The 20,421-nt window shown below is 36.0% G+C and carries 28 protein-coding genes; 11 read left to right on the top strand and 17 right to left on the bottom strand.

The features are described from left to right. The first annotated feature begins 51 nt into the window (after positions 1-51). Entirely contained in the window at positions 52-561 is a 510-nt protein-coding gene (locus tag O5640_RS06135) for a hemagglutinin (protein ID WP_269611483.1), read from the top strand. Positions 562-607: 46 nt separating this feature from the next. On the opposite strand, the gene O5640_RS10855 is transcribed toward O5640_RS06135, so the two are convergent. Beyond that, a complete protein-coding gene (locus tag O5640_RS10855) occupies positions 608-718 on the bottom strand; it encodes a chlorophyll a/b-binding protein (RefSeq protein WP_420063682.1) in 111 nt (36 codons plus the stop codon). A gap of 195 nt (positions 719-913) precedes the next feature. Here O5640_RS10855 and O5640_RS06140 point away from each other — a divergent pair, with 195 nt between their 5' ends. Continuing rightward, positions 914-1,063, top strand: a complete 150-nt coding sequence (locus O5640_RS06140) for a hypothetical protein (protein WP_269611484.1) — start codon at positions 914-916, stop codon at positions 1,061-1,063. Here O5640_RS06140 and urtE read toward each other — a convergent pair. From urtE to ureE, 8 genes are all read right to left on the bottom strand, one after another. Continuing rightward, the gene (gene urtE / locus O5640_RS06145) at positions 1,060-1,767 is read right to left on the bottom strand and encodes an urea ABC transporter ATP-binding subunit UrtE (protein WP_269611485.1); all 708 of its coding nucleotides are present in this window, start codon (positions 1,765-1,767) and stop codon (positions 1,060-1,062) included. The two genes, O5640_RS06140 and urtE, sit on opposite strands and share 4 nt — an antisense overlap. After that, a complete protein-coding gene (urtD, locus tag O5640_RS06150; RefSeq protein ID WP_269611486.1) occupies positions 1,764-2,519 on the bottom strand; it encodes an urea ABC transporter ATP-binding protein UrtD in 756 nt (251 codons plus the stop codon). The genes urtE and urtD overlap by 4 nt, the downstream gene beginning before the upstream one ends. Then, positions 2,516-3,643 (bottom strand): urea ABC transporter permease subunit UrtC, encoded by a 1,128-nt coding sequence (urtC, locus tag O5640_RS06155; RefSeq protein ID WP_269611488.1) that lies wholly within the window; start codon positions 3,641-3,643, stop codon positions 2,516-2,518. The genes urtD and urtC overlap by 4 nt, the downstream gene beginning before the upstream one ends. Before the next feature lie 3 nt (positions 3,644-3,646). Next, positions 3,647-4,804, bottom strand: a complete 1,158-nt coding sequence (gene urtB / locus O5640_RS06160; RefSeq protein ID WP_269611489.1) for an urea ABC transporter permease subunit UrtB — start codon at positions 4,802-4,804, stop codon at positions 3,647-3,649. Positions 4,805-4,881: 77 nt separating this feature from the next. Further along, complete coding sequence (gene urtA, locus O5640_RS06165) at positions 4,882-6,159, bottom strand: urea ABC transporter substrate-binding protein (protein WP_011295393.1); 1,278 nt, start codon at positions 6,157-6,159, stop codon at positions 4,882-4,884. Between the two features lie 141 nt (positions 6,160-6,300). After that, positions 6,301-6,909 (bottom strand): urease accessory protein UreG, encoded by a 609-nt coding sequence (ureG, locus tag O5640_RS06170; protein WP_269611490.1) that lies wholly within the window; start codon positions 6,907-6,909, stop codon positions 6,301-6,303. Continuing rightward, entirely contained in the window at positions 6,909-7,580 is a 672-nt protein-coding gene (locus tag O5640_RS06175) for an urease accessory protein UreF (RefSeq protein ID WP_269611491.1), read from the bottom strand. Before O5640_RS06175 ends, ureG begins: the two co-directional genes overlap by 1 nt. Before the next feature lie 21 nt (positions 7,581-7,601). Further along, positions 7,602-8,042, bottom strand: a complete 441-nt coding sequence (gene ureE / locus O5640_RS06180) for an urease accessory protein UreE (RefSeq protein ID WP_269611492.1) — start codon at positions 8,040-8,042, stop codon at positions 7,602-7,604. Between the two features lie 102 nt (positions 8,043-8,144). Here ureE and O5640_RS06185 point away from each other — a divergent pair, with 102 nt between their 5' ends. Genes O5640_RS06185 through ureC form a run of 4 tightly spaced genes read left to right on the top strand, consistent with a single transcriptional unit; the run spans position 8,145 to position 11,460 of the window. After that, positions 8,145-9,068, top strand: a complete 924-nt coding sequence (locus O5640_RS06185; protein ID WP_420063703.1) for an urease accessory protein UreD — start codon at positions 8,145-8,147, stop codon at positions 9,066-9,068. A 49-nt stretch (positions 9,069-9,117) separates the two neighbouring features. Next, on the top strand, positions 9,118-9,420 hold the full coding sequence (locus O5640_RS06190) for an urease subunit gamma (protein ID WP_269611496.1): 303 nt from the start codon (positions 9,118-9,120) through the stop codon (positions 9,418-9,420). Between the two features lie 8 nt (positions 9,421-9,428). Next, positions 9,429-9,749, top strand: coding sequence for an urease subunit beta (locus O5640_RS06195; RefSeq protein WP_269611499.1), 321 nt, complete (start codon positions 9,429-9,431; stop codon positions 9,747-9,749). A gap of 1 nt (position 9,750) precedes the next feature. Further along, positions 9,751-11,460 (top strand): urease subunit alpha, encoded by a 1,710-nt coding sequence (gene ureC, locus O5640_RS06200; RefSeq protein WP_269611501.1) that lies wholly within the window; start codon positions 9,751-9,753, stop codon positions 11,458-11,460. Between the two features lie 22 nt (positions 11,461-11,482). Here the strand turns inward: ureC and O5640_RS06205 are convergent, their stop codons facing one another. Next, the gene (locus O5640_RS06205) at positions 11,483-11,713 is read right to left on the bottom strand and encodes a DUF1830 domain-containing protein (RefSeq protein ID WP_269611503.1); all 231 of its coding nucleotides are present in this window, start codon (positions 11,711-11,713) and stop codon (positions 11,483-11,485) included. Positions 11,714-11,859: 146 nt separating this feature from the next. Between O5640_RS06205 and O5640_RS06210 the strand changes: the two genes are divergently transcribed. Both O5640_RS06210 and O5640_RS06215 read left to right on the top strand, forming a co-directional pair. Then, entirely contained in the window at positions 11,860-12,039 is a 180-nt protein-coding gene (locus O5640_RS06210) for a hypothetical protein (protein WP_269611505.1), read from the top strand. Between the two features lie 221 nt (positions 12,040-12,260). Further along, positions 12,261-13,274: a porin gene (locus O5640_RS06215; RefSeq protein ID WP_269611506.1), complete on the top strand. Its 1,014-nt coding sequence runs from the start codon at positions 12,261-12,263 to the stop codon at positions 13,272-13,274. A 269-nt stretch (positions 13,275-13,543) separates the two neighbouring features. Here the strand turns inward: O5640_RS06215 and O5640_RS06220 are convergent, their stop codons facing one another. The 3 genes from O5640_RS06220 to O5640_RS06230 all read right to left on the bottom strand — a co-directional run bounded on the left by O5640_RS06220 (position 13,544) and on the right by O5640_RS06230 (position 14,632). Then, entirely contained in the window at positions 13,544-13,720 is a 177-nt protein-coding gene (locus tag O5640_RS06220; protein WP_269611507.1) for a hypothetical protein, read from the bottom strand. A gap of 223 nt (positions 13,721-13,943) precedes the next feature. Next, positions 13,944-14,216 carry a hypothetical protein gene (locus tag O5640_RS06225; protein ID WP_269611508.1) on the bottom strand — a complete coding sequence of 91 codons (273 nt, stop codon included), beginning with the start codon at positions 14,214-14,216 and terminating at the stop codon, positions 13,944-13,946. A gap of 167 nt (positions 14,217-14,383) precedes the next feature. Continuing rightward, positions 14,384-14,632: an RNA recognition motif domain-containing protein gene (locus O5640_RS06230; protein ID WP_269611509.1), complete on the bottom strand. Its 249-nt coding sequence runs from the start codon at positions 14,630-14,632 to the stop codon at positions 14,384-14,386. Between the two features lie 196 nt (positions 14,633-14,828). Here O5640_RS06230 and rpsU point away from each other — a divergent pair, with 196 nt between their 5' ends. Together rpsU and O5640_RS06240 are read left to right on the top strand one after the other, a co-directional pair. Then, positions 14,829-15,005 carry a 30S ribosomal protein S21 gene (rpsU, locus tag O5640_RS06235; RefSeq protein WP_011295405.1) on the top strand — a complete coding sequence of 59 codons (177 nt, stop codon included), beginning with the start codon at positions 14,829-14,831 and terminating at the stop codon, positions 15,003-15,005. A gap of 57 nt (positions 15,006-15,062) precedes the next feature. Next, positions 15,063-15,287 (top strand): hypothetical protein, encoded by a 225-nt coding sequence (locus O5640_RS06240; RefSeq protein WP_269611510.1) that lies wholly within the window; start codon positions 15,063-15,065, stop codon positions 15,285-15,287. 39 nt (positions 15,288-15,326) lie between these two features. On the opposite strand, the gene O5640_RS06245 is transcribed toward O5640_RS06240, so the two are convergent. Beyond that, positions 15,327-15,839: an AbrB family transcriptional regulator gene (locus O5640_RS06245; RefSeq protein ID WP_269611511.1), complete on the bottom strand. Its 513-nt coding sequence runs from the start codon at positions 15,837-15,839 to the stop codon at positions 15,327-15,329. Positions 15,840-16,126: 287 nt separating this feature from the next. On the opposite strand from O5640_RS06245, the gene O5640_RS06250 reads away from it, so the two are divergent. Next, positions 16,127-17,740, top strand: a complete 1,614-nt coding sequence (locus O5640_RS06250; RefSeq protein ID WP_269611512.1) for a photosystem II high light acclimation radical SAM protein — start codon at positions 16,127-16,129, stop codon at positions 17,738-17,740. Here the strand turns inward: O5640_RS06250 and O5640_RS06255 are convergent. From O5640_RS06255 to O5640_RS06265, 3 genes are read right to left on the bottom strand one after another with little or no spacing between them, the layout of a single operon-like run. Continuing rightward, positions 17,662-18,504 (bottom strand): CPBP family intramembrane glutamic endopeptidase, encoded by an 843-nt coding sequence (locus O5640_RS06255; RefSeq protein WP_269611513.1) that lies wholly within the window; start codon positions 18,502-18,504, stop codon positions 17,662-17,664. The genes O5640_RS06250 and O5640_RS06255 overlap by 79 nt on opposite strands. Before the next feature lie 53 nt (positions 18,505-18,557). After that, on the bottom strand, positions 18,558-18,869 hold the full coding sequence (gene clpS, locus O5640_RS06260) for an ATP-dependent Clp protease adapter ClpS (protein WP_269613812.1): 312 nt from the start codon (positions 18,867-18,869) through the stop codon (positions 18,558-18,560). A 59-nt stretch (positions 18,870-18,928) separates the two neighbouring features. After that, positions 18,929-20,152, bottom strand: coding sequence for an LL-diaminopimelate aminotransferase (locus O5640_RS06265; RefSeq protein ID WP_269611514.1), 1,224 nt, complete (start codon positions 20,150-20,152; stop codon positions 18,929-18,931). Positions 20,153-20,421: the final 269 nt, after the last annotated feature.

The following is a 20,421-nucleotide window of genomic DNA, read 5'->3' on the forward strand; positions in this document are numbered from 1 at the left end:
TACAGTTAGGAATATATATTCTAGTAATGTTTGGAACGAATAAAATGTTTAATGGAACTAAATTTCATACCGATTAATATTTTTCGAGAGACTCCTGAAGTAACTTTTTTAGATGCCAGTATTGAAGCTTCAAATGGTAGTGATGTTGTTATTCATAGAGGAGGAGCAACTTCACCTCCTGATTTAAATGGCTTTGAGCAATATTATGTACACCAACATCAAACAGATAATAATCTTGTACTTGAGGGTGATAGAACTTTTACACTATTGAATCCTCTTTGGGATGAACCTCACCACATAATTTATCTTCATAGATTTATGGGTGCACTTCAAATACCTATCGGTACATTTCATAGATCAATATCTGGAAAGAATGGAAGTATTGTTATAAATCAGGCAATTAGAGATAAACAATTTGAAGCGAGTGCAGAATTTAATCCTATAAGTATTGAAAACAGAATTGATCTACAACAATCAAAATCTACTGATCCTATTATCTGGTTATGGAAAGATGGAGCAATAAAGAGAATAAAAGATTCTCTATTTTTAAAAGTCGCCTAACTGAAGTAGATTTTAATAAATCAATTTAATTTCATATAAATAGTATCTAAGAAAAATTTATCTTAGTTATTATTTCCAGGAATAAAACAAATAGGATACCTGACATTGCAATTCTGCCATGGATTATCTCAGTTTGACTCAGTCTTTCGAAAGACATATAGGAAAATATATTGACCAATTAATAACAAACCATACGAATAGGTAAGGTATCAAATAATGCTTTTTAATGATAATTAAATGAACTAATTCTATTCATTAATTATTAAAGACTACGATCCCTAAGATCTTGTATCTATTAAGACAGACTAAAGATTGTATGATTTATAGTTACATAGAATAGCCTTAGTAATAAATGAGTCCACTCTTTAAATGCCTTGGCTGTGGACAAAATATCGAAAGATCAACAAAGACTTTTTGGAAAAAGAAAGGTCATATTCTTTGCTCTACTTGCCAAGACAAAATAGAGCGAGAAACTACTCTTACTCAAACAAAAAAGACTTAAACACTAAGGAATTTCTCTACTACAGGTTTACTTAGTTCACTTGTTGGGCCATTAGCCACTATTCCTCCACGTTGCATTGCATAGTAACGATCTGCTTGCCTCACAAAATGTAGGTGTTGCTCTACCAATAAAACCCCAACACCAGTCTCACTGATGATCCTTTTAACTGCTGACTCAATGTCTTGAACGATATTCGGTTGTATTCCTTCGGTTGGTTCATCAAGTAAAAGCAACTTTGGTTTTCCAAGTAATGCTCGCGCAATTGCAAGTTGTTGCTGTTGTCCTCCGCTTAAGTCACCTCCTTTACGAGCTAAAAATTGTTTTAAAACAGGAAAAAGTTCATATACAAGTTCATCAATCCTTTTATGTTTTGCCAACCCTCCAGGCAAAGCTTCCAATCCAAGTTGAAGATTTTCCTCAACAGTTAAATAAGGTATTATTTCTCGTCCTTGAGGAACATATGCAATTCCGGAACGAGCCCTTTGATGAGGCGGCTTTCTATTTACTAAATCTCCATTAAAAATAATCTCTCCACACCGTGGAGTCAATAAACCTATTAAAGACTTAAGCAAAGTTGTTTTACCTACTCCATTTCGACCAATAAGACAAATCATCTCACCTTGATTGATATTCATATCAACATCTCGAAGGATATGACTCTCGCCATAGTAGGTATTTAAACCTTTTATCTGAAGCATAGTCATTCTTCTTCCTCCTCAGATTTTCCTAGATAAACCTCTATTACCAAAGGATCTTTTTGTATTTCGCTCATAGAGCCCTCTTTCAATACATGCCCTTGATGTAAAACACTAACAGGACAATCAAGTCTACGAATAAATTCCATATCATGATCAATGACTAAGACAGTATGATCGCCAGCTAAAGATTTAAGAAGGTCAGCAGTTAAATCTGTTTCTTCATCAGTCAAGCCAGCCACAGGTTCATCAACAAGTAAAAGATCAGGGTCTTGTCCAACTAGCATCGCTATCTCAAGCCATTGTTTTTGACCATGAGAAAGCGCACCAGCTCTGATATTGGCTTTTGATTGAAGGTTGACAATACTCATCAAATGTTGAATTTGGTCTAAATGCTTAACCTTTAAACTATTAATTAATAGTGAAAAAGGGGTTTTAGGTCTGCTAACTGATAGAGCTAAATTTTCTTGTACAGATAAATTCTCAAATATTCTAGGACTTTGAAATTTCCTTCCTATCCCTTTACGCGCAATACGAAACTCTTTTTGACCAAGCAACGATTTTTCTTTAAAAATCACATCCCCCTTTGTCGGTAATACTTTCCCAGTAATTACATCTAGAAATGTTGTTTTACCTGCACCATTGGGACCAATAACTGCTCTAAGATCGCCTTGATTCAAAACCAGGTCAAGATCTCTGAGGGCAAGGAATCCTTCAAAACTAACTGAAATTTGTTTTAGCTCTAGCAATGGAGAATTCATGATTTCACCTCACCTTGTTCATTGACTTCAAGACTTGGATATGTCTCTAGTTTTTTATTAATTCCTATTAAAAAAAGTAATTTCTTTGGACCGCCTTTTCTTATCCATCCTAGTACCCCTTCTGGAAGAGCTGTTACTACAAGAATAAATAAACCACCTTGAATAAACATCCAGCTTGCTGGTAATGCTTCACTCACCAAACTTTTTGCATAATTAATTAAAACAGCTCCAAGGATTGCGCCCAATAATGTTCCTCTACCACCCACGGCAACCCAAATAACCATTTCTATAGAGAAAGGGACAGTCATAAATTGAGGAGACACTATTCCAGATTGAACTGTATACAAAGCCCCTGAAACCCCAGCTAATCCTCCTGCTATTGAAAAAATTATTGTTTTAAAAATGACTGGATTATATCCAGTGAAACGAACTCTAGCTTCATCATCTCTAATTCCAATAAGGATATTTCCAAATCTATCTCGAACAATCCACCGTGCAAAAAACCATGCAAGTATTACTAAAATAGCAGATATCCAAAAAAACCATCTTTGCATTATTTCTGAACCAACCATCTGTCCAAAAAGTTGAGTCACGTCTGTTTTCAAACCATTTGTTCCATTAATCAATTTCTGTTGCCCGTTAAAGAAATTGAAGAAAACTAAAAGAGCCGCTTGTGTAAGAATTGAAAAATAAACACCTTTAATTCTATTCCTAAAAACTAAATACCCAAGAAAACCAGCAATGATTGCCGGTAACAACCAAATGGAAATAAGAGTAAAAACTGAACTTTTAAATGGTTCCCAGAAGAATGGAAGTTCTTCGACTCCATATAAACCAAAAAACTCAGGAATACCATTTGGGAATTCTCCGGCACTATTCAGTTGAAGGAACATCGCAGCACAATATCCACCAAGAGCAAAGAAAATTCCTTGACCTAAACTCAACATCCCTGTGAATCCCCAAATCAAATCCACCCCAAGAGCCACGATTGCAAGAGATAAATATCTTCCTAAGAGATTTAATCTAAAAACAGGAAGTACTGACGGTGCAGCAATAATTAAGGCAATGATTAACGCCCAAACAGCTAAGTTAATCCAACTTTTTTTTGTAGAAAAAATACTCATAAATCAAGACTCCACCATTCTTCCTTTTTGAGGAAACATCCCAGTTGGTCTAAATTGTAGGAATATGACTATTAGAGCAAATATCATTACTCTAGCCATGCTTGTTGTTGCAAAAAAATCTATTGTTGAATAAAGAGGGGATGGCATCTCTGGCCAAATGGTAAGTAGTCTTCCTGCTCCTATCAAATCGGTCATTATTCCAATAGAGAAAGAAGCAAGAATTGTTCCTAATAGATTGCCCACACCACCAAGAACGACAACCATAAAACATCCCACGATATAATTCCCACCAACATTTGGTCCCACTGAGCCAAGAAGTGAAACCGCAACTCCTGCCACACCAGCCAAACCTGATCCAATTCCAAAAGTAATAATATCTACTGTTTCTGTTGATATACCTAAACAATCACTCATAGGTCTATTTTGAGTGACTGCTCTAATTCTTATTCCCCAAGCTGTTTTATCAAGAAAGAAAATTACTACTAAAACAGATATCAGGGTAATCAGGATGATTAAAAGACGAGTTTTAGGAAAGGTAATTCCAATAAAATCAATTCCGCCTCTCATCCAAGAAGGAGCTGTAACATCAACATTCCTTGCACTAGCGCGACTAAGTTTGCTTACTAAAGAAGATAAAATACCTCCTGTTGCGACACCTAGTAAGGCAGAGAATCCCCAAGTACATGCCCTTATTAATTTACCTTTTGCACCATTAAGTAAGTCATCCGAAATAAATAATGGTGAAAACAGTCCAAAGAAAAGTGCTATTACCAAACCACTTGCATAGGCCAGTGGAACGCTTCTAACAAATTGTTGAAGGATTAGGCTAACTCCCCATGTAGCTAGAAGTGTTTCTAGAGGACTTCCATAGAGACGTCTAATAACCGTTCGTTCTAAAAGAATCCCAACTGTTCCGCTAACTAAAAAAGCAATCCCAATTGCAACTATGACATACGAATCATAAAAAGGTTTTAAAAAAGAAACTTGTTTGAAAATTAATTGGGTTATGTATGTCGAATAAGCACCAAGCATCATCAATTCGCCATGAGCGAGATTGATGACACCCATTAAACCGAAGACAATTGCTAGTCCCAGTGCTGCGACAAGCAAAACTGAGCCAATAGCAACGCCATTAAAGAGGCTTTCAAGAAAAAGTTGCACTAGCTTGGTTGTTTTTTTAAAGAAATAAGGAGCCCGAAGGCTCCTTATTAGAATCTATTTATAAGTCAAGAATTGAATCACATCCTATATTTTTCACCTTTCTTAGGATCAGTCCAATCACAAGCGTACCCTTTGGAACTTGGATGTTTTTGGTTCCATGCTTGTGGTTCCACTACTCCAGTTTCTTCAAGGATCGTAAATCCACCCTCTGCGTTGATTTCACCGATTCTCACTGTTTGAGATAAGTGATGATTTGCCATAACTTCTACTGGCCCTTGAGGAGCATCGAATGTCTGTCCAACCAATGCTTCTCTAACTGCATTGTCATCAAATGTTCCGGCATCTTCAACTGCCTGCTTCCAAAGATAAACCATGTTATAAGCAGATTCTTGAGGATCAGCCACTACACGATCACTACCCCATCTCTTCTTAAAGCTCTTAGCAAATTTCTTAGAAGCTGGAGTATCAATAGACATCATGTAGTTCCAAGCACCATAGTGGCCTTCAAGGAACTCAGGTCCAATCGTGCTTATCTCTTCTTCTGCAATGGAGTAGTTCATTACGTAATAACCATTGGAAGGAGTGATTCCTGCGTCCTGGATTTGTTTAAAGAAAGCAACGTTTTGATCACCATTCAGGGTGTTAACGATGATTCCGCCATCAGGAAGAGCAACTTTTATCTTAGAGATGATAGGTGCTACTTCTGTATTACCCAAAGGAAGGTAATCTTCACCAACAACTTTACCGCCAAGTTGTTTTACCTGAGCTTTAGTAATTGTATTAGAAGTTCTTGGGAAAACATAATCAGAACCAACTAAGAAGAAATCTCCTCCAGCAGCTGGTGAACGCTTGTACATGAAATCTGTGGCAGGCTCAGATTGCTGATTAGGAGTCGCCCCGGTATAGAAAATATTATTTGAGCACTCTTGGGCTTCATATTGAATTGGGTAATAAAGGAATGCATCTTTAGATTCATAGACTGGAAGCATTGCCTTACGACTTGCAGATGTCCAGCCACCAAAGACAACTGGTACTCCATCCTGGTCGATTAACTTTTTAGATTTTTCAGCAAAGGTAGGCCAATCTGAAGCACCATCTTCAACGATGTACTCAATTTTATAGCTCTTACCGTCGACTGTTACACCACCAGCTGCATTGATCTCCTCAATAGCCATTTTCTCTGTATCAACTAGGGTTGATTCTGAGATTGCCATTGTCCCTGATAAAGAATGGAGAATTCCAACAGTTACGGTGTCATCAAAGTTGCCTGAGGAATCTGATCCACCACAAGCAGTAACAGTTACGGCCAATGAGGCAGTAGCTAAACCTGCAAAAATGCGCTTTGAAAGCTTCATGAATTACTAACTAAATTAGTTGTGTGCCCACCTTGGGGGTTTAGGGAAAGTATCCAACTGAACACCCACTTTTTGTAGCAAATGACACCAATTCCGCTATTTCAGTAAACGAAGATAAGTTTTTGTATCGGTTGTGACTTTCTAGCTTGTTAATGGTATCTGATTACACAAAAACTCTTCGATTATTTCTACCCCCTCCCCTGATTTAGTGTTAGTAAAACACCATGGAAGATTTTTCCTCATTAATAAAGTATCTCTCTCCATTATTTTCAAGCTTGCTCCAACCATTTCAGCAAGATCAATCTTATTGATCACTAATAAATCTGAACGTGTGATTCCTGGGCCGCCTTTCCTGGGGATCTTATCTCCAGCTGCGACATCAATTATGTATATACAAATGTCTACCAACTCAGGGCTAAAACTGGCAGCAAGATTATCACCACCACTTTCAACAAAGACTAAATCTAGAGCTTTAAATTTATGTTCTAACTCTTCAACAGCAATTCGATTAATAGAACAATCTTCTCTTATCGCTGTATGTGGGCATCCTCCGGTTTCAACTCCTTTGATACGTTCAGGTGCTAAAGCCTTTGAATTAGTTAGAAATTTTGCATCCTCTTGCGTATAAATATCATTAGTTACCACTGCGATTTCTAATTGATCTTTTAGATTCTCGCATAGTCTCTGAATAATAGCCGTTTTACCAGATCCTACTGGACCGGCTATTCCTACTCTTAATTTACTTTCCATTAGCTTCTAAATAATCTTGAATAAAGTTCTGCATGCGATTGTTGTGCCATGATAGCTCCGACATCACTAACCCAAATTTCTTTGGGATTTTGTTCCAATAAGTAACTTGCTTGAGACTTGATAAGTATTAGAGATTTCTTTTGAAGCTGTTGAGCTTTTGTAGGTCCTAATGACAACAATCTTAATGCTGCACTTAATTGGTTGGCTACCCAACTATATAAAAAACCTTCCACTAAATCAATTGGAGATATATCCCAGCAAACTCCAGCCCAAGCCCATGCTATAGGCCATATAAATTTCTTTTTGTTATCAGGAAGAGGATGATCCAGATCAATGAGAAGCTGTAAGAGAGATTCACCCATTTGTGTTTGTTGAGATCTAACCTCTGGAGAATCTCTTAGTGAACTAAGCCAAGAATTCCACTCTTGAATAATCAACTTGTTTTGAATATCTTTATTATCTCTCCAATGAACCAAGTCTCTCATTATGTAAGGAATTGAGCTTGCCTCAATGGTTATCTGGCCTCTAGATAGTTCACTTTCAATCCAATTGAAGAGTGTTTTCTCATCATATACTTTTTTATTTTGAACAAGCCACTCCAATCCTTCTGAGTAACTAAAAGCGCCAACTGGCAGTGATGGACTTATTAATTGTAAAAACTCAAGTTTCATAAACTAAGTCAATCAAACCTTCTACTCATAAGCACCAATCTCTGGATAGAAAGGTCTTTTGAAACTCTCTATTAAAAATCCTTGTTTTTCTAACATCTTTTGCATCACTACATCATTTAGTAAATATAACTCTTCAGCATGCAACTCAATCTCAACATGTCTATTACCTAAATGATAAGCAGCTTTTAACAATTTCAATCTATTTTCTGAGGTGATTCTTATTAAATCTTCGTGAGCAGCCTCAATGATAACAAAGACTTGTGAATCATCACTTTTCAATACCTCTCCAGGCATCAATCGACCTCCTCCTCTAGGCAAATTTAAAATGACATCAATTCCATCTAATGTTGATCTCTTTCCACGAAGCTGAGTCCTCTCTTTTGCAGACATGGGAAGTAAAAGGCAATGACCTATAACTTCAGCATTTATTCTCTTGGTGAGATAGATTAATTCTTGAGACAAACTTCAGTTCTTTATAAATCTCAAGTTTATAGGTTATGTCTAACAGATCTGATTTTTTTTATTTTCTCAATACTAAATGAGCCAAATCGATACAACTATGAAATGACATCTCAATGGCATGGGACTTGTGATCTTAGGCTTTTTAAAAAGTCAAGTCCTGAGGAGATGAATAGTCTCAAAACAATTCATCAAGCAAAATGCACTGCTCCATTAAAATTAATGAGAGTTTTCAACGATAAAAAAGATGGGAGATGTGAAATACCAATTCTTCATAGTGCAGGAGGGATTGTTGGAGGGGACCAACTTACAATAAATGTAAATGCTGAAGAAGATAGCAGTGCCATATGTTCTTCTGTAGCAGCTCAAAAAGTTTATGGAAGCAGAGGCAGGTCAAAAATAAATCCGCAAGGGAGATGGGCGAATCAAAAATGTTTTTTTAATATTGAAAAAAATTCTGACTTTGAGTGGATCCCTCAAGAATTAATTATTTATCAAGGGGGTCTTTTCGAACAAAATATGACTGTTAAGCTTGATCCTTCATCAAGCTTTTTATGTGTTGATTTAGTTCGCTTAGGACGAACTGCAGCGGGAGAAGGACTGGGCAGCGGCGTATGGAGATCATCATTGGAAATCTTTAGGGAAAATCCTCAAGGGAAAAATTACGAATTTAGTGATCGCTTAGAATTATCTGGAGAGGCTCTAAAATCAATCCATGGTCTAGAAGAACAACCAGTGTTTGGATCTTTAATTTGGATAACACCTAAAGGATTAAACCCAAAAGATTTATCTGATTTATTATTAAAATGCCGACAAAAAAGAAATGGACTTGAAGGGTTTATGACTTGTAGTCTTCTTGAAAATGGAATATCAGCAAGGTATACAGGCTCATCAACTCAATCAGCTCGGTTTTGGTTTTATAGAATTTGGAGTCTTACAAGAGTTTTCAGAAAATTAAGCATGCCTGAATACATGAGGATTTGGCCAATGCAAGAGGATCCAACAACAGATACAAAATGTCCATCATGAACTTTTAAGCATTTTATTGCGAGTAAAATGTATTTATAACTATTAAAAAATGTACTTAAGTCCTCAAGAAAAAGACAAATTACTTGTATTTACTGCTGCTCTTTTGGCAGAGCGAAGATTAAAAAGAGGTTTAAGATTAAATCATCCTGAAGCTGTTGCTTGGCTTAGCTTTCAAGTGCTAGAGGGTGCTAGAGATGGCAAAAGTGTCTCAACCTTAATGAATGAGGGGACCACATGGTTAACAAAAGAACAGGTTATGGAAGGTGTGCCCGAACTCATCAATGAAGTTCAAATAGAAGCTGTTTTCCCAGATGGAACAAAGCTCGTAACACTTCACAATCCAATCAGCTAACGAAAGTCATGTCTTATTTAATTCCTGGAGAACTTATTCCCGAAGATGGTTTTATTGAACTCAACAAAGGAAGAGAAATCACAACTATAAGAGTCGCTAACACTTCTGATCGACCAATACAAATTGGCTCTCATTATCATTTCTTTGAGTCCAATAAAGGTCTAGAATTTGATCGTCAAAAATCGCTCGGCAAAAGGTTAGATATCCCAGCTGGTACTGCTATCAGATTTGAACCAGGTGACCAAAGAGAAGTAAATCTTGTTCCTTATGCAGGAGAGCGTAAAATTTTTGGTTTCAACGGACTTATAAACGACTCACTTCAAAAATAAAATGCCTTTCAAAATTTCTCGCCAAGCCTATGCAGAGACTTATGGTCCGACAAAAGGGGATCGGATTAGACTTGCAGACACAGACTTAATACTCGAAGTTGAACAAGATCATACTCATTATGGAGACGAAGTTAAATTTGGTGGAGGTAAAGTTATTCGTGATGGGATGGGACAATCACAACAAAGTAGAGACAATGGAGTAGTAGATACAGTCATAACAAATGCACTAATTTTGGATTGGTGGGGAATTGTTAAAGCTGATATTGGTATCAAAGACGGAAAAATCTCAGGTATCGGAAAAGCAGGCAATCCTGATACTCAAGAAGGTATCAACATTATTGTAGGAGCCAGTACAGAAGCAATCGCAGGAGAAGGAAGCATTATTACTGCTGGAGCTATTGATAGTCATATTCATTTTATCTGTCCACAACAAATAGAAACTGCTTTAGCTAGTGGGGTTACCACAATGCTTGGAGGAGGAACAGGTCCAGCAACAGGTACTAATGCAACAACATGTACACCAGGAGCATTTCACATCTCAAGAATGCTTCAATCAGCAGAAGGGTTTCCTGTTAATCTAGGGTTCTTTGGCAAAGGCAATGCAACTAACAAAGCAGCATTAGAGGAACAAGTAAGAGCAGGTGCTTGTGGATTAAAACTTCATGAAGATTGGGGAACGACACCGGCCTGTATTGATTCGTGCCTAAGTGTTGCAGATCAACTAGACGTACAAGTTTGTATTCATACTGATACCCTCAACGAAGCTGGCTTTGTTGAAGATACGATTCGGGCAATAAATGGAAGAACTATTCACACCTTCCATACAGAAGGAGCTGGAGGTGGTCACGCTCCCGACATCATAAAAATTTGTGGAGAATCAAATGTGATTCCCAGCAGTACAAATCCTACTAGGCCTTTCACCCTAAATACTCTTGAAGAGCATTTAGACATGTTGATGGTTTGTCATCATTTGGATCCCAAAATCCCAGAAGATGTTGCATTTGCTGAGTCAAGGATACGTCGTGAAACCATTGCGGCAGAAGACATACTACACGATTTAGGAGCCTTTTCTATTATCGCTAGTGACTCTCAGGCTATGGGTAGAGTTGGAGAAATTATTAGTCGAACTTTTCAAACTGCTCACAAAATGAAAGTTCAAAGAGGAGCCTTACCAGAAGACAGTAAAAGGAATGATAATCATCGTCTAAAAAGATATATTTCAAAAGTAACTATTAATCCAGCGATAGCTCATGGAATCAGTGGTTACGTTGGATCCATAGAAGTTGGGAAAATAGCAGACATAGTACTTTGGAATCCTGGTTTTTTTGGAATCAAGCCTGACTTAGTAATCAAAGGAGGATCTATCGCATGGGCTCAAATGGGAGATGCAAATGCATCCATTCCTACTCCTCAACCAGTACATGGTCGCCCAATGTTTTCTTCCTTTGGAAAGGCGATGAATTCTACAAGCCTTACTTTCTTAAGTGAGATCGCAATAGAAGCTGGCATACCAGCACAACTTAAATTGGAACGTTCTTATGCTGCAGTTAAAGATACAAGAAACATATCCAAACAATCAATGAAACTCAACAACTTACTGCCTAAAATTGAGGTGGACCCTCAAACATATGAGGTTTTCGCCAACGGAGAACTTCTAACTTGTGAACCAGCTGAATCACTACCACTTGCACAAAGATATCTACTTCTTTGAGATAATGAAATAATTAAAGAGACTAAGCTGCAACTGAATCTTCTGCGATAAAAGGAGCAGTTACTCTTAGACGTTCCTCTAAATTTGGTCCATAAGACTCTATCCCCCAAATTTCTAACTGAGACCCTTCTGGTGCCATTGATGAAAAAACTTCTTGAGGGAAAATAGCTCTTTCTAAAAAAAATCTATTTGGTCCAATACATTTTAATACAACCATACTTGAGGTGATATTTTTGTAAGAGAAATCGACCATAACGCACAAATATTTGTAGAAATTAAACCAAATAAACACAGAAAAGTTTGTAATTTTTTATACAATAAAAAAATAAAATAATCATAAAAAAGTTCACCATGAACGACCCATCGAAGCTCAATTAGTTAAAAAAATAAAAAAAATTCATGATCTCTACTACAACAAGAATTCGAATTCAAAACATACTGCAGCGAATAGAAAATAATCAATCAGTTACTCTAGAAGAGAGAATTTTTTTAAATAAATTATCCAGAATTTCTCCAGTGATATCAAAATGGATAGACTCTTCTTTGGGACCTGAAGCTAGCACAATAGATAATGATTAACTAGTAAAAAAAACGGCCCAATTTTAGTATATAATTTAAATAATATAGATAAAAGCTCGGTTACGATCAATCCCTAAATTTATTTTCAATTCAAAAAATAAAAAAATTAATCAAGAGTGTATTCTCAGATACTAGATATTTTCCAATAATGTAATTCTAAATACATCTTTTTTAGTTGTTGATTACCAAAATAAAGTGATCATATTTTGTGTGAGGACACAATGAAGCTTTTTCAGCGTTTGCTGGTAGCTCCTGCTGCATTGGGCCTAATGGCTCCAGTTGCCGTTAATGCAGATACTGCATTTTCATCAACTACAACTCTTTCTGGTGGTGCTTATTTCACTGTTGGTTCTGTTGCCGACGGCGGAACAGATGACAAGTCAGAAGAGCTTTATATGCAATATGCATATGGCCTTGATGTAACCTCCAGCTTCACTGGTGAAGACATGCTTTATATGGGCATGGAAACTGGAAACGCTAGTGGTCCATTAGCAAGCATGGATAGTGCAACTACTGGTACTGGTGCTATCACATTACACTCTCTTTACTACGCATTCCCTGTAGGCGATCTTTCAGTAACAGCTGGTCCTTTGGTTGACCAAGATGATGTTGTTGCAGCAACAACTTCTGCTTACTCAGATGCTTTCAGACTAGGCAGCATGCCTTACTCTTTGGCTGGTAGCGAAACTGGTCCTGGAATTGGTGTTGCTTACTCTAATGACAGCGGCGTAGTTGCTTCTGCTAGCTTCGTTTCTGTTGGTGGTGCTGATTCAACAGTAGGAATCGGTGGTGACAATGGTGATGACGTAACAACTGTAACCCTTGGCTACAACGGTGACGGATTTGGTGGTGGTCTTGTAATCGCTTCCAACGACGGTGAAGCTGGAACAACTGGTTACGACACATTTGGTGGCGGTATCTATTACAGCCCTGAGTCCATCCCAGCAACTATCAGCGTTGCTTACGACACAAAGGATCCAGAAGGAACAGCTAAAGACGAAACTGACTTTTTCGTTGGTGTCGACTATGAAGTAGGTCCTGGAACATTAAGTGCTGCTTACAATTCAACTGATGTTGATGGAAGCGATACTTTTGATAGAACAGGATTTGAAGTTTCTTACACCTATGCAGTGAACGACAGCGTTACAATCACTCCTGGTTTCTTCACAGTAGAAGATACAGGTGCTGGTGATGACGACTCTGGTGTTGTTGTTGAAACAGTGTTTAGCTTCTAAAAGCTAAATCCAAATAAAAAAGCCTCCTTGTAGTTAGGAGGCTTTTTTATTGATAATAGAAAAATTAATTTCTATACTTCAGTTAAAAGTGATAAAAAAAATTATTCAATAGGTTTATCATTTTGTTTTAGAAAATTACTTGATTTAATTTGCGCTTCATAAGGGTCAAGTTTCTGTAATCTCAGTAAATCCTCATACGGTTCAGGATTATTTTTTTTAGTTTTCCTCATATCATTTGCATAGATAAACAATAATTCTCATTGTCTTGATCATGCTGCGATATCAGATCTTAATCCCCTGTCGCGGCTATCTTTAAACCACCTCATTTGATGAGTCGTACGATGAGCATTAGGATATAAGTACTTAATATCTCTAGTTGAAATAACCTTTTCATTTCTATTAACTATTTCTTGATGATTATCAATGCTACTTTGATTTGATTCCATAATAGATAAACTAGATATACTATTTAAAATATCTGTTCTATGAGATGGTGTCCATCATGAACAAAATGATGATTCCCAGACGAAATGTTCCAAAAAACTAAATAGATAATTCTTTTCAAATTATCTATTTAGTTTAAAATCTATGAATCTAAATTTATTTTTATACACAAAAAGGCAGCTCAATGAGCTGCCTTTTTTAAACTAAGTTCTAAATTATTTAAGCTTAAAAATATTTAAAAGGGAAGAAAATTTTATCAGGGCCTGCAAGCATAACTGAGGCAGCAATAAGAGCAGTTACAACTTGAACACCAATAAATTGTTTTTGAAGGTATCTATAAGAACCAGTTTCAGAAAGCTCAACTGATGGTTCATTCTCAGGTAATCCATAATAATAAATTTGAGAAATTTGAAAAAAGATCACTAACCCTGCAATTGCGGCCAAAGGATTAAATCCACCAAAAGTGATTGTTGAAAAAGGGATTGTTGAGTAAACCATTAAGAAGGGATCTCTCTGAACTTCATATCATTAGAGCATTAATCTGAGAAAATGCTTTATTCGCTAATAGACTGAAATCTAAAAATAATTAAAATTTCAAAAAGATAATCTATCTAGTTCCAAACTGCGTTATGTGAAGAAGTAGTGGAAGTTTGGTTGTGTAGAAATTAATTATTTTTAGGTCTAGCTTTTGTAACCCTGATCGCTCTACCCATCCATTCAACATCTTGAAGGTCATCGATTGCTTTTTGTTCTTGAGTGTCATCGCCCATGTCAACAAAAGCGAAACCTCTTTTTCTTCCAGTTTCCCTTTCCAAGGGCAGCTTACAATTAGTTACTTCACCATAAGTGCTAAAAACACCAACAATATCTTCGACCTCGGCATCAAATGAAAGATTCCCGATGTAAATAGTCATTAGATAACGGACCTAAGAAGTAATAATGAATGGTCCGAAAAGGGGAAAACCTCAATAATTTGGCAAATATGCAAAACTTGAAGAAAGCTATTTGGAGAATTCGAAATTTATTCTAGATCTTTTTATGCCAAAAAGGTCAAAACCTAAATTTGCTTTATCGTCCTGTAAAATTATCGAATAACATTTTTTTATTTTTTTGACTCAAGTAACTGTTGGAGAAAACGAAGGCATTGAATCTGCACTTCGCCGATTTAAACGTCAAGTTTCCAAAGCGGGCATCTTTGGAGAATTGAAGCGCCTACGTCATCATGAAACTCCCGTTGAGAAATATAAGCGTAAATTGCAACAAAGACGCAGAAGCAGAAGAAGATAAACAAAATCAAAAAATGTAATCAAATTCAAATTTCAAGACTCTTGTTAACTTGATTAAATGGAAAGAGAAAACTGTTGGGTTTGGTTTAAAGGGTCCCTCAAAGAAGGAGGATCTTGGAAGGGTGGCTTCACTTACAAAAAAGATGAGAATCCAGGTGTAATTATCCAAAACCCAGGATACGTTAAGTGTCGTGTCCCAGATTGGCGTATAAGCACTACTGAGCCCTTAGATAAATATAAAGGGCCAAATATCCCAACAAATCCAGTTTGGAAAATTTTATAAATTATAAATACAGCTTTTAAATAATTATTTACTTTATTTCTAATTCGCATTAACAATAGGCGCCAAATATTTAACTACAGCAGGAGTGATTAATAAAACCGCAATTAATCTAAATGCATGAATAGCTGCTACAGCGGCCCCAACCCCAAGCTCTGCTCCAACAAGGCTCATCCCTAGCGTTCCTCCAGGAGCAGAGCCTAGCAAAGCTATTAAAGGATCAACTCCAAATAAACGAACTACTATAAATCCAACGACAAGACCCGTAAAAATTAGTGTAATGGTAATTAAAATAGCTGGCTTCCAAAGCGTCTGCAACTCTGTAAGAGTCTCCTTATTAATTCCTGTACCAATAACAGTCCCCACACCAATTCCAAGTAAAGTTTTTGTACCCAAAGGCCATTGAGCAGGTTCGAATTGACCACTTATGCTTAGAAATCCTGCCGCCAAAATTGATCCAAGAAGTGGAGCTGCCGGGATGCCGCTTAAAAGCATCAAACTTCCTAAACCAGCTCCACTGAGAATGTATATGATCAAAGTCATTTGAGGATTCATAATCCAAGCATTAAATCTCTATCCTTAGTCTTATCTATTTTTTGTTTTTAAACCAATTGATGAACATCAATTTTAAAAGCATCAAAAACTTTACCTTGCAATTAAATAGTTATTTATATGCTTGTAAAAAATTATGAAAACGGTCTCTGTAACTAAGTTTTGAGTGTGTTTAGGATGAAATTGAATTCCCTGTCTTTTAACTATTAATCTAATTTTCAATCAAAAAGGTCAACAAATTGTTAGTGTTTATCTCTGAATGATTACTTTTGCTATCAATAGATTTCCTGATGGATGCAAATTTGACTTCTGAATTAAATCTTCATGGACCTAAATCAGAGGTTAAGGTCTTGTATGTCAGGCTGCCTTGTAATCCTATTTTCCCAATTGGACCAATTTATTTAGCTGATCACGTTCATAAATGCTTTCCAAAAATCAAACAATCAATTGTAGATTTAGCTTCCTTGCCGATTTTAGATGTCGAAAGAATATTGATAAATAGTATCGAAAATTTCAAACCCACATTACTAGTATTTTCATGGAGAGATATACAAATTTACGCTCCTGTAGATGGAAGAGGTGGAAATCCATTACAAAATTCATTTGAAGTTTTTTATGCTCGAAATCCTCTCAAAAAGATTAGAGGTGCTTTAGGTGGTTTTCAACTATTGAAAAGTCATTATGGCGAAATATGGAGGAACCAAAGATTAATTAAAAAAGGATTAAAGTATGCAAAAAGATACAAGAAAAATGTAGACCTAATAATTGGAGGAGGTGCAGTTAGTGTTTTTTACAATCAATTAAAAAAATCATTACCTAAAGGGACTATCATCTCACTTGGAGAAGGAGAACTATTAATAGAAAAGCTAATAAGAAATGAATCAATTTCAGATGAGAGGTGTTTTGTAGTTGGTGAGTCTCCCAGAGAAAAGCTAATTCATGAGAAACCAAATAATGTAATTAAAACTGCATGTAATTATGACTATATTCAATCTATTTGGCCTCAATTTAAATGGTATTTAGATGGTGGTGACTTTTACATTGGAGTTCAAACTAAAAGAGGTTGTCCTCACAACTGCTGTTATTGTATTTATACTGTTATTGAAGGAAAGAAAGTAAGAATTAATCCAGTAAGCGAGGTTATCAAAGAAATTAAGCAACTTTATAATCTTGGTGTTCGTGGATTCTGGTTTACAGATGCCCAATTCATTCCCTCTAGAGGACACATTCAAAATGCCAAAGATATTCTCCAAGCTATTTATGATGAAGGGTTGCATGATATTCATTGGGCCGCATATATACGGGCCGACAATTTAGATGAAGAATTAGCTGAATTAATGGTTAGAACAGGTATGAGCTATTTCGAAATTGGAATAACATCTGGATCCCAAGAACTTGTAAGAAAAATGAGAATGGGATATAACTTAAAAACCGTTTTAAAAAATTGCGAACTTCTAGCAAAAGCAGGCTTTAAAGCTCAGGTTTCAGTAAATTACTCATTCAATGTTATTGACGAGCGTCCAGAAACAATAAGACAAACAGTTGCCTATCATAGAGAATTAGAGAAGATTTTTGGGGCTGATATTGTTGAGCCTTCAATATTTTTCATAGGACTTCAACCTCATACTTTATTAGAAGAGTATGGACTAAAAAAAGGTTTATTAAAAAAGGGTTATAACCCTATGAGTTTGATGCCCTGGACAGCCCGAAAGCTACTTTGGAATCCAGAGCCTATGGGCAAAGAATTTGGAAGGGTTTGTTTAGAAGCCTTTGATACAAATCCCAATGATTTCGGGAGAACAGTTATGAAGTTATTAGAAAGAGATTATGGAGTTTCATCTTTAAACGAAGCATTAACTGTGGATGCTAAAAACCGTCCCGTTCTTGCAAAAAGTCTTCGTTGAAAAAATATCGTAATTAATAAAATTGTTATACCAAAAATACTCCCAATTGGATTTACCATTTCTTTACTTGGTCCTAATAAAAAATAAGGAGTATCAATTGAAAAAACAAGCATTCCCGAGTCAATAAGATACCAAATCCCAACCAATCCACCGTGTAAACCAATACAACCCCATAACGAACCTCTATCAATAGTTCTTCTTAAAGTTAAAACTAATCCAAAAAGAAATAGACCAGTAAAAAAGGGAATTAAAGCTAATAAACCGATATCAGATCTGTAATGGGCAAGACTAAAAATTATAGATTGAATAATAATCCCTCTTCTCAAACCGAACAAAAGCACCATTTCCTCCATTAACCAGCCTCGAAAAACTATCTCTTCAGCAACAACAATGCCCACTATCAATAATATTGCATTTAATAATTCAGTAAATTTGATATTGTCAAATCTATCAACCCAGCCGCATAAGAAAAAAACCAGAACCAGAATAGATAAAAGAAGAAATGAAAATATGAATCCACTAAAAAATATATTTAATGCTTGAAATTTATTTTTAAAATCTAATCCAATTGATACCCATAGATTATTAGTTTTCCATCTAATATGTCCCCAACTAGGTAGGATGCATAAAAACAATATGTATGTTATTATTGTACCTATAATACTTAAACTGCTTGAACTAATATCTCGATTAAATAAGTAAACAAAATGACTAATAATCCATCCAAAAGGATATAAAAACAAAAAAAGAGTAATAGTTGGCACCCATTGCACTTTTTGGTGCAACCATCTATTCCAAAAGTTGTTGATAAATGATTTCAGCTTTCTAATTCTATTGTACTTGTTAGGCCTTTAGCCTTTAAAGATTCAGAGTAAAATTCGGCAGGTTCTAAGTCACAAGTTATAACAAGTCCAACACCATTATTATGTGTTTCTAACATAATATTTAAAGCATCCTGTTCACTTAATTGTGGAACTACCTGCCTTAGAGTATCAACTACATAATCCATAGTATTAACGGGATCATTATGAAGTAAAACCTTATATTTGGGAGATAATTTTCTAACTCGCTGAACTTCCCTATCAATAACAGCCGTTTCTCCATCAGTTTGATTTACAGAGTCAACCATAATTAAGCTGGCAGGGTGAATAGCACTCTTCAAGAAGGAACTTACCATGAGATTACGCCTTAAAGTTTTAATATCCTTTGCATAGCTGTTTCAACATTTTTTCTACTATTGAAGGCAGATAATCTAAAATAGCCCTCTCCGGCAGCACCAAAGCCACTTCCTGGAGTGCCAACAACATTAACGTTTTCAAGCAAGAAATCAAAGAAATCCCATGAGCTTAGGTTGTTCGGTGTTTTTATCCATGCATAAGGGGCATTGGTCGCGCCAAAAACATCAAATCCTGCATCAGTCAAACTTGATTTAATGATTTGAGCATTATCCATATAGAAACTTACCAATTTTTTGATTTGTTTCTGCCCTTCTTCAGAGTAAACAGCTTCCGCTCCCCTCTGGACCACATAACTTACACCATTAAATTTAGTACTTTGTCGACGATTCCATAAGGACCACAAATCAACTTCTTCAGCGCCTGCTTTGCCTTTTAAAGACTTGGGAATAACTGTGAAAGCACATCTTGTTCCAGTGAAACCTGCATTTTTTGAAAAAGAGCGGAACTCAATAGCACAATCTTTTGATCCCTCAATTTCAAAAATCGAATGTGGAATAGAATCATCTTTAATGAAAGCCTCATAAGCGGCATCAAAAAGAATCAAAGAATTATTTTCTTTTGCATATTTAACCCAAGAAACTAATTGCTCTCTAGTTGCTACTGCACCAGTTGGATTATTAGGAAAACAAAGATAAATTAAATCAAATCTTTCTTTTGGTATTGCTGCTTCAAATCCATTCTCTGAATTAATTGGGATATAACCTAAACCTTTATATTCTCCAGCTGAGTTAATGTCTCCTGTTCTGCCTGTCATCACATTGGTATCAACGTATACAGGATAAACAGGGTCAGTTACAGCTATTTTATTAGCCTTTCCAAGAATATCTAAAATATTACTGCTATCGCATTTCGATCCATCTGAAACAAAAATTTCTTCTGGAGAAATCTCGCAACCACGAGATAAATAATCATTTTTAGCAATGCTCTCACGAAGCCATTGATATCCTTGTTCAGGGCCATAGCCCTTAAAGCCATTCTCTGTCCCCATTTCATCAATAGCCGCCTTCATAGCAGAACGACAAGCCAAAGGAAGAGGTTCAGTAACATCACCGATTCCTAGGCGGATCAAATTAGCATTTGGGTTCTTATAACTAAAGTCTTTAATTCTTCTAGAGATCTCTGGAAAAAGATAACCTGCTTTTAATTTCAGGTAATCAGCATTAACTTGTACCACTTGAAAATCGCCAAGATTTATTTCAAGGATAATCCCTTAAACACCTTCAATTATTCAAAATTTGATGATTACGTAATTAAGAATTAATTTTTTAATGGTAACTCAACCTGAAAGTAATGATCTTAAAATGATCCTGTGTTAATATAATGGAAGAACTAAGAAAAGGGTTTAAGCACCTAATGTTCTTAATTAACGTCAGTTTTTCTTAAAGGGACACCTAGATTAAACGTTGGCAAATCCAACGATTCAACCGGACTATATTTAATTCC

It is taken from the genome of Prochlorococcus marinus str. MIT 0912 (genome assembly GCF_027359595.1).
GTDB lineage: Bacteria > Cyanobacteriota > Cyanobacteriia > PCC-6307 > Cyanobiaceae > Prochlorococcus_B > Prochlorococcus_B marinus_C.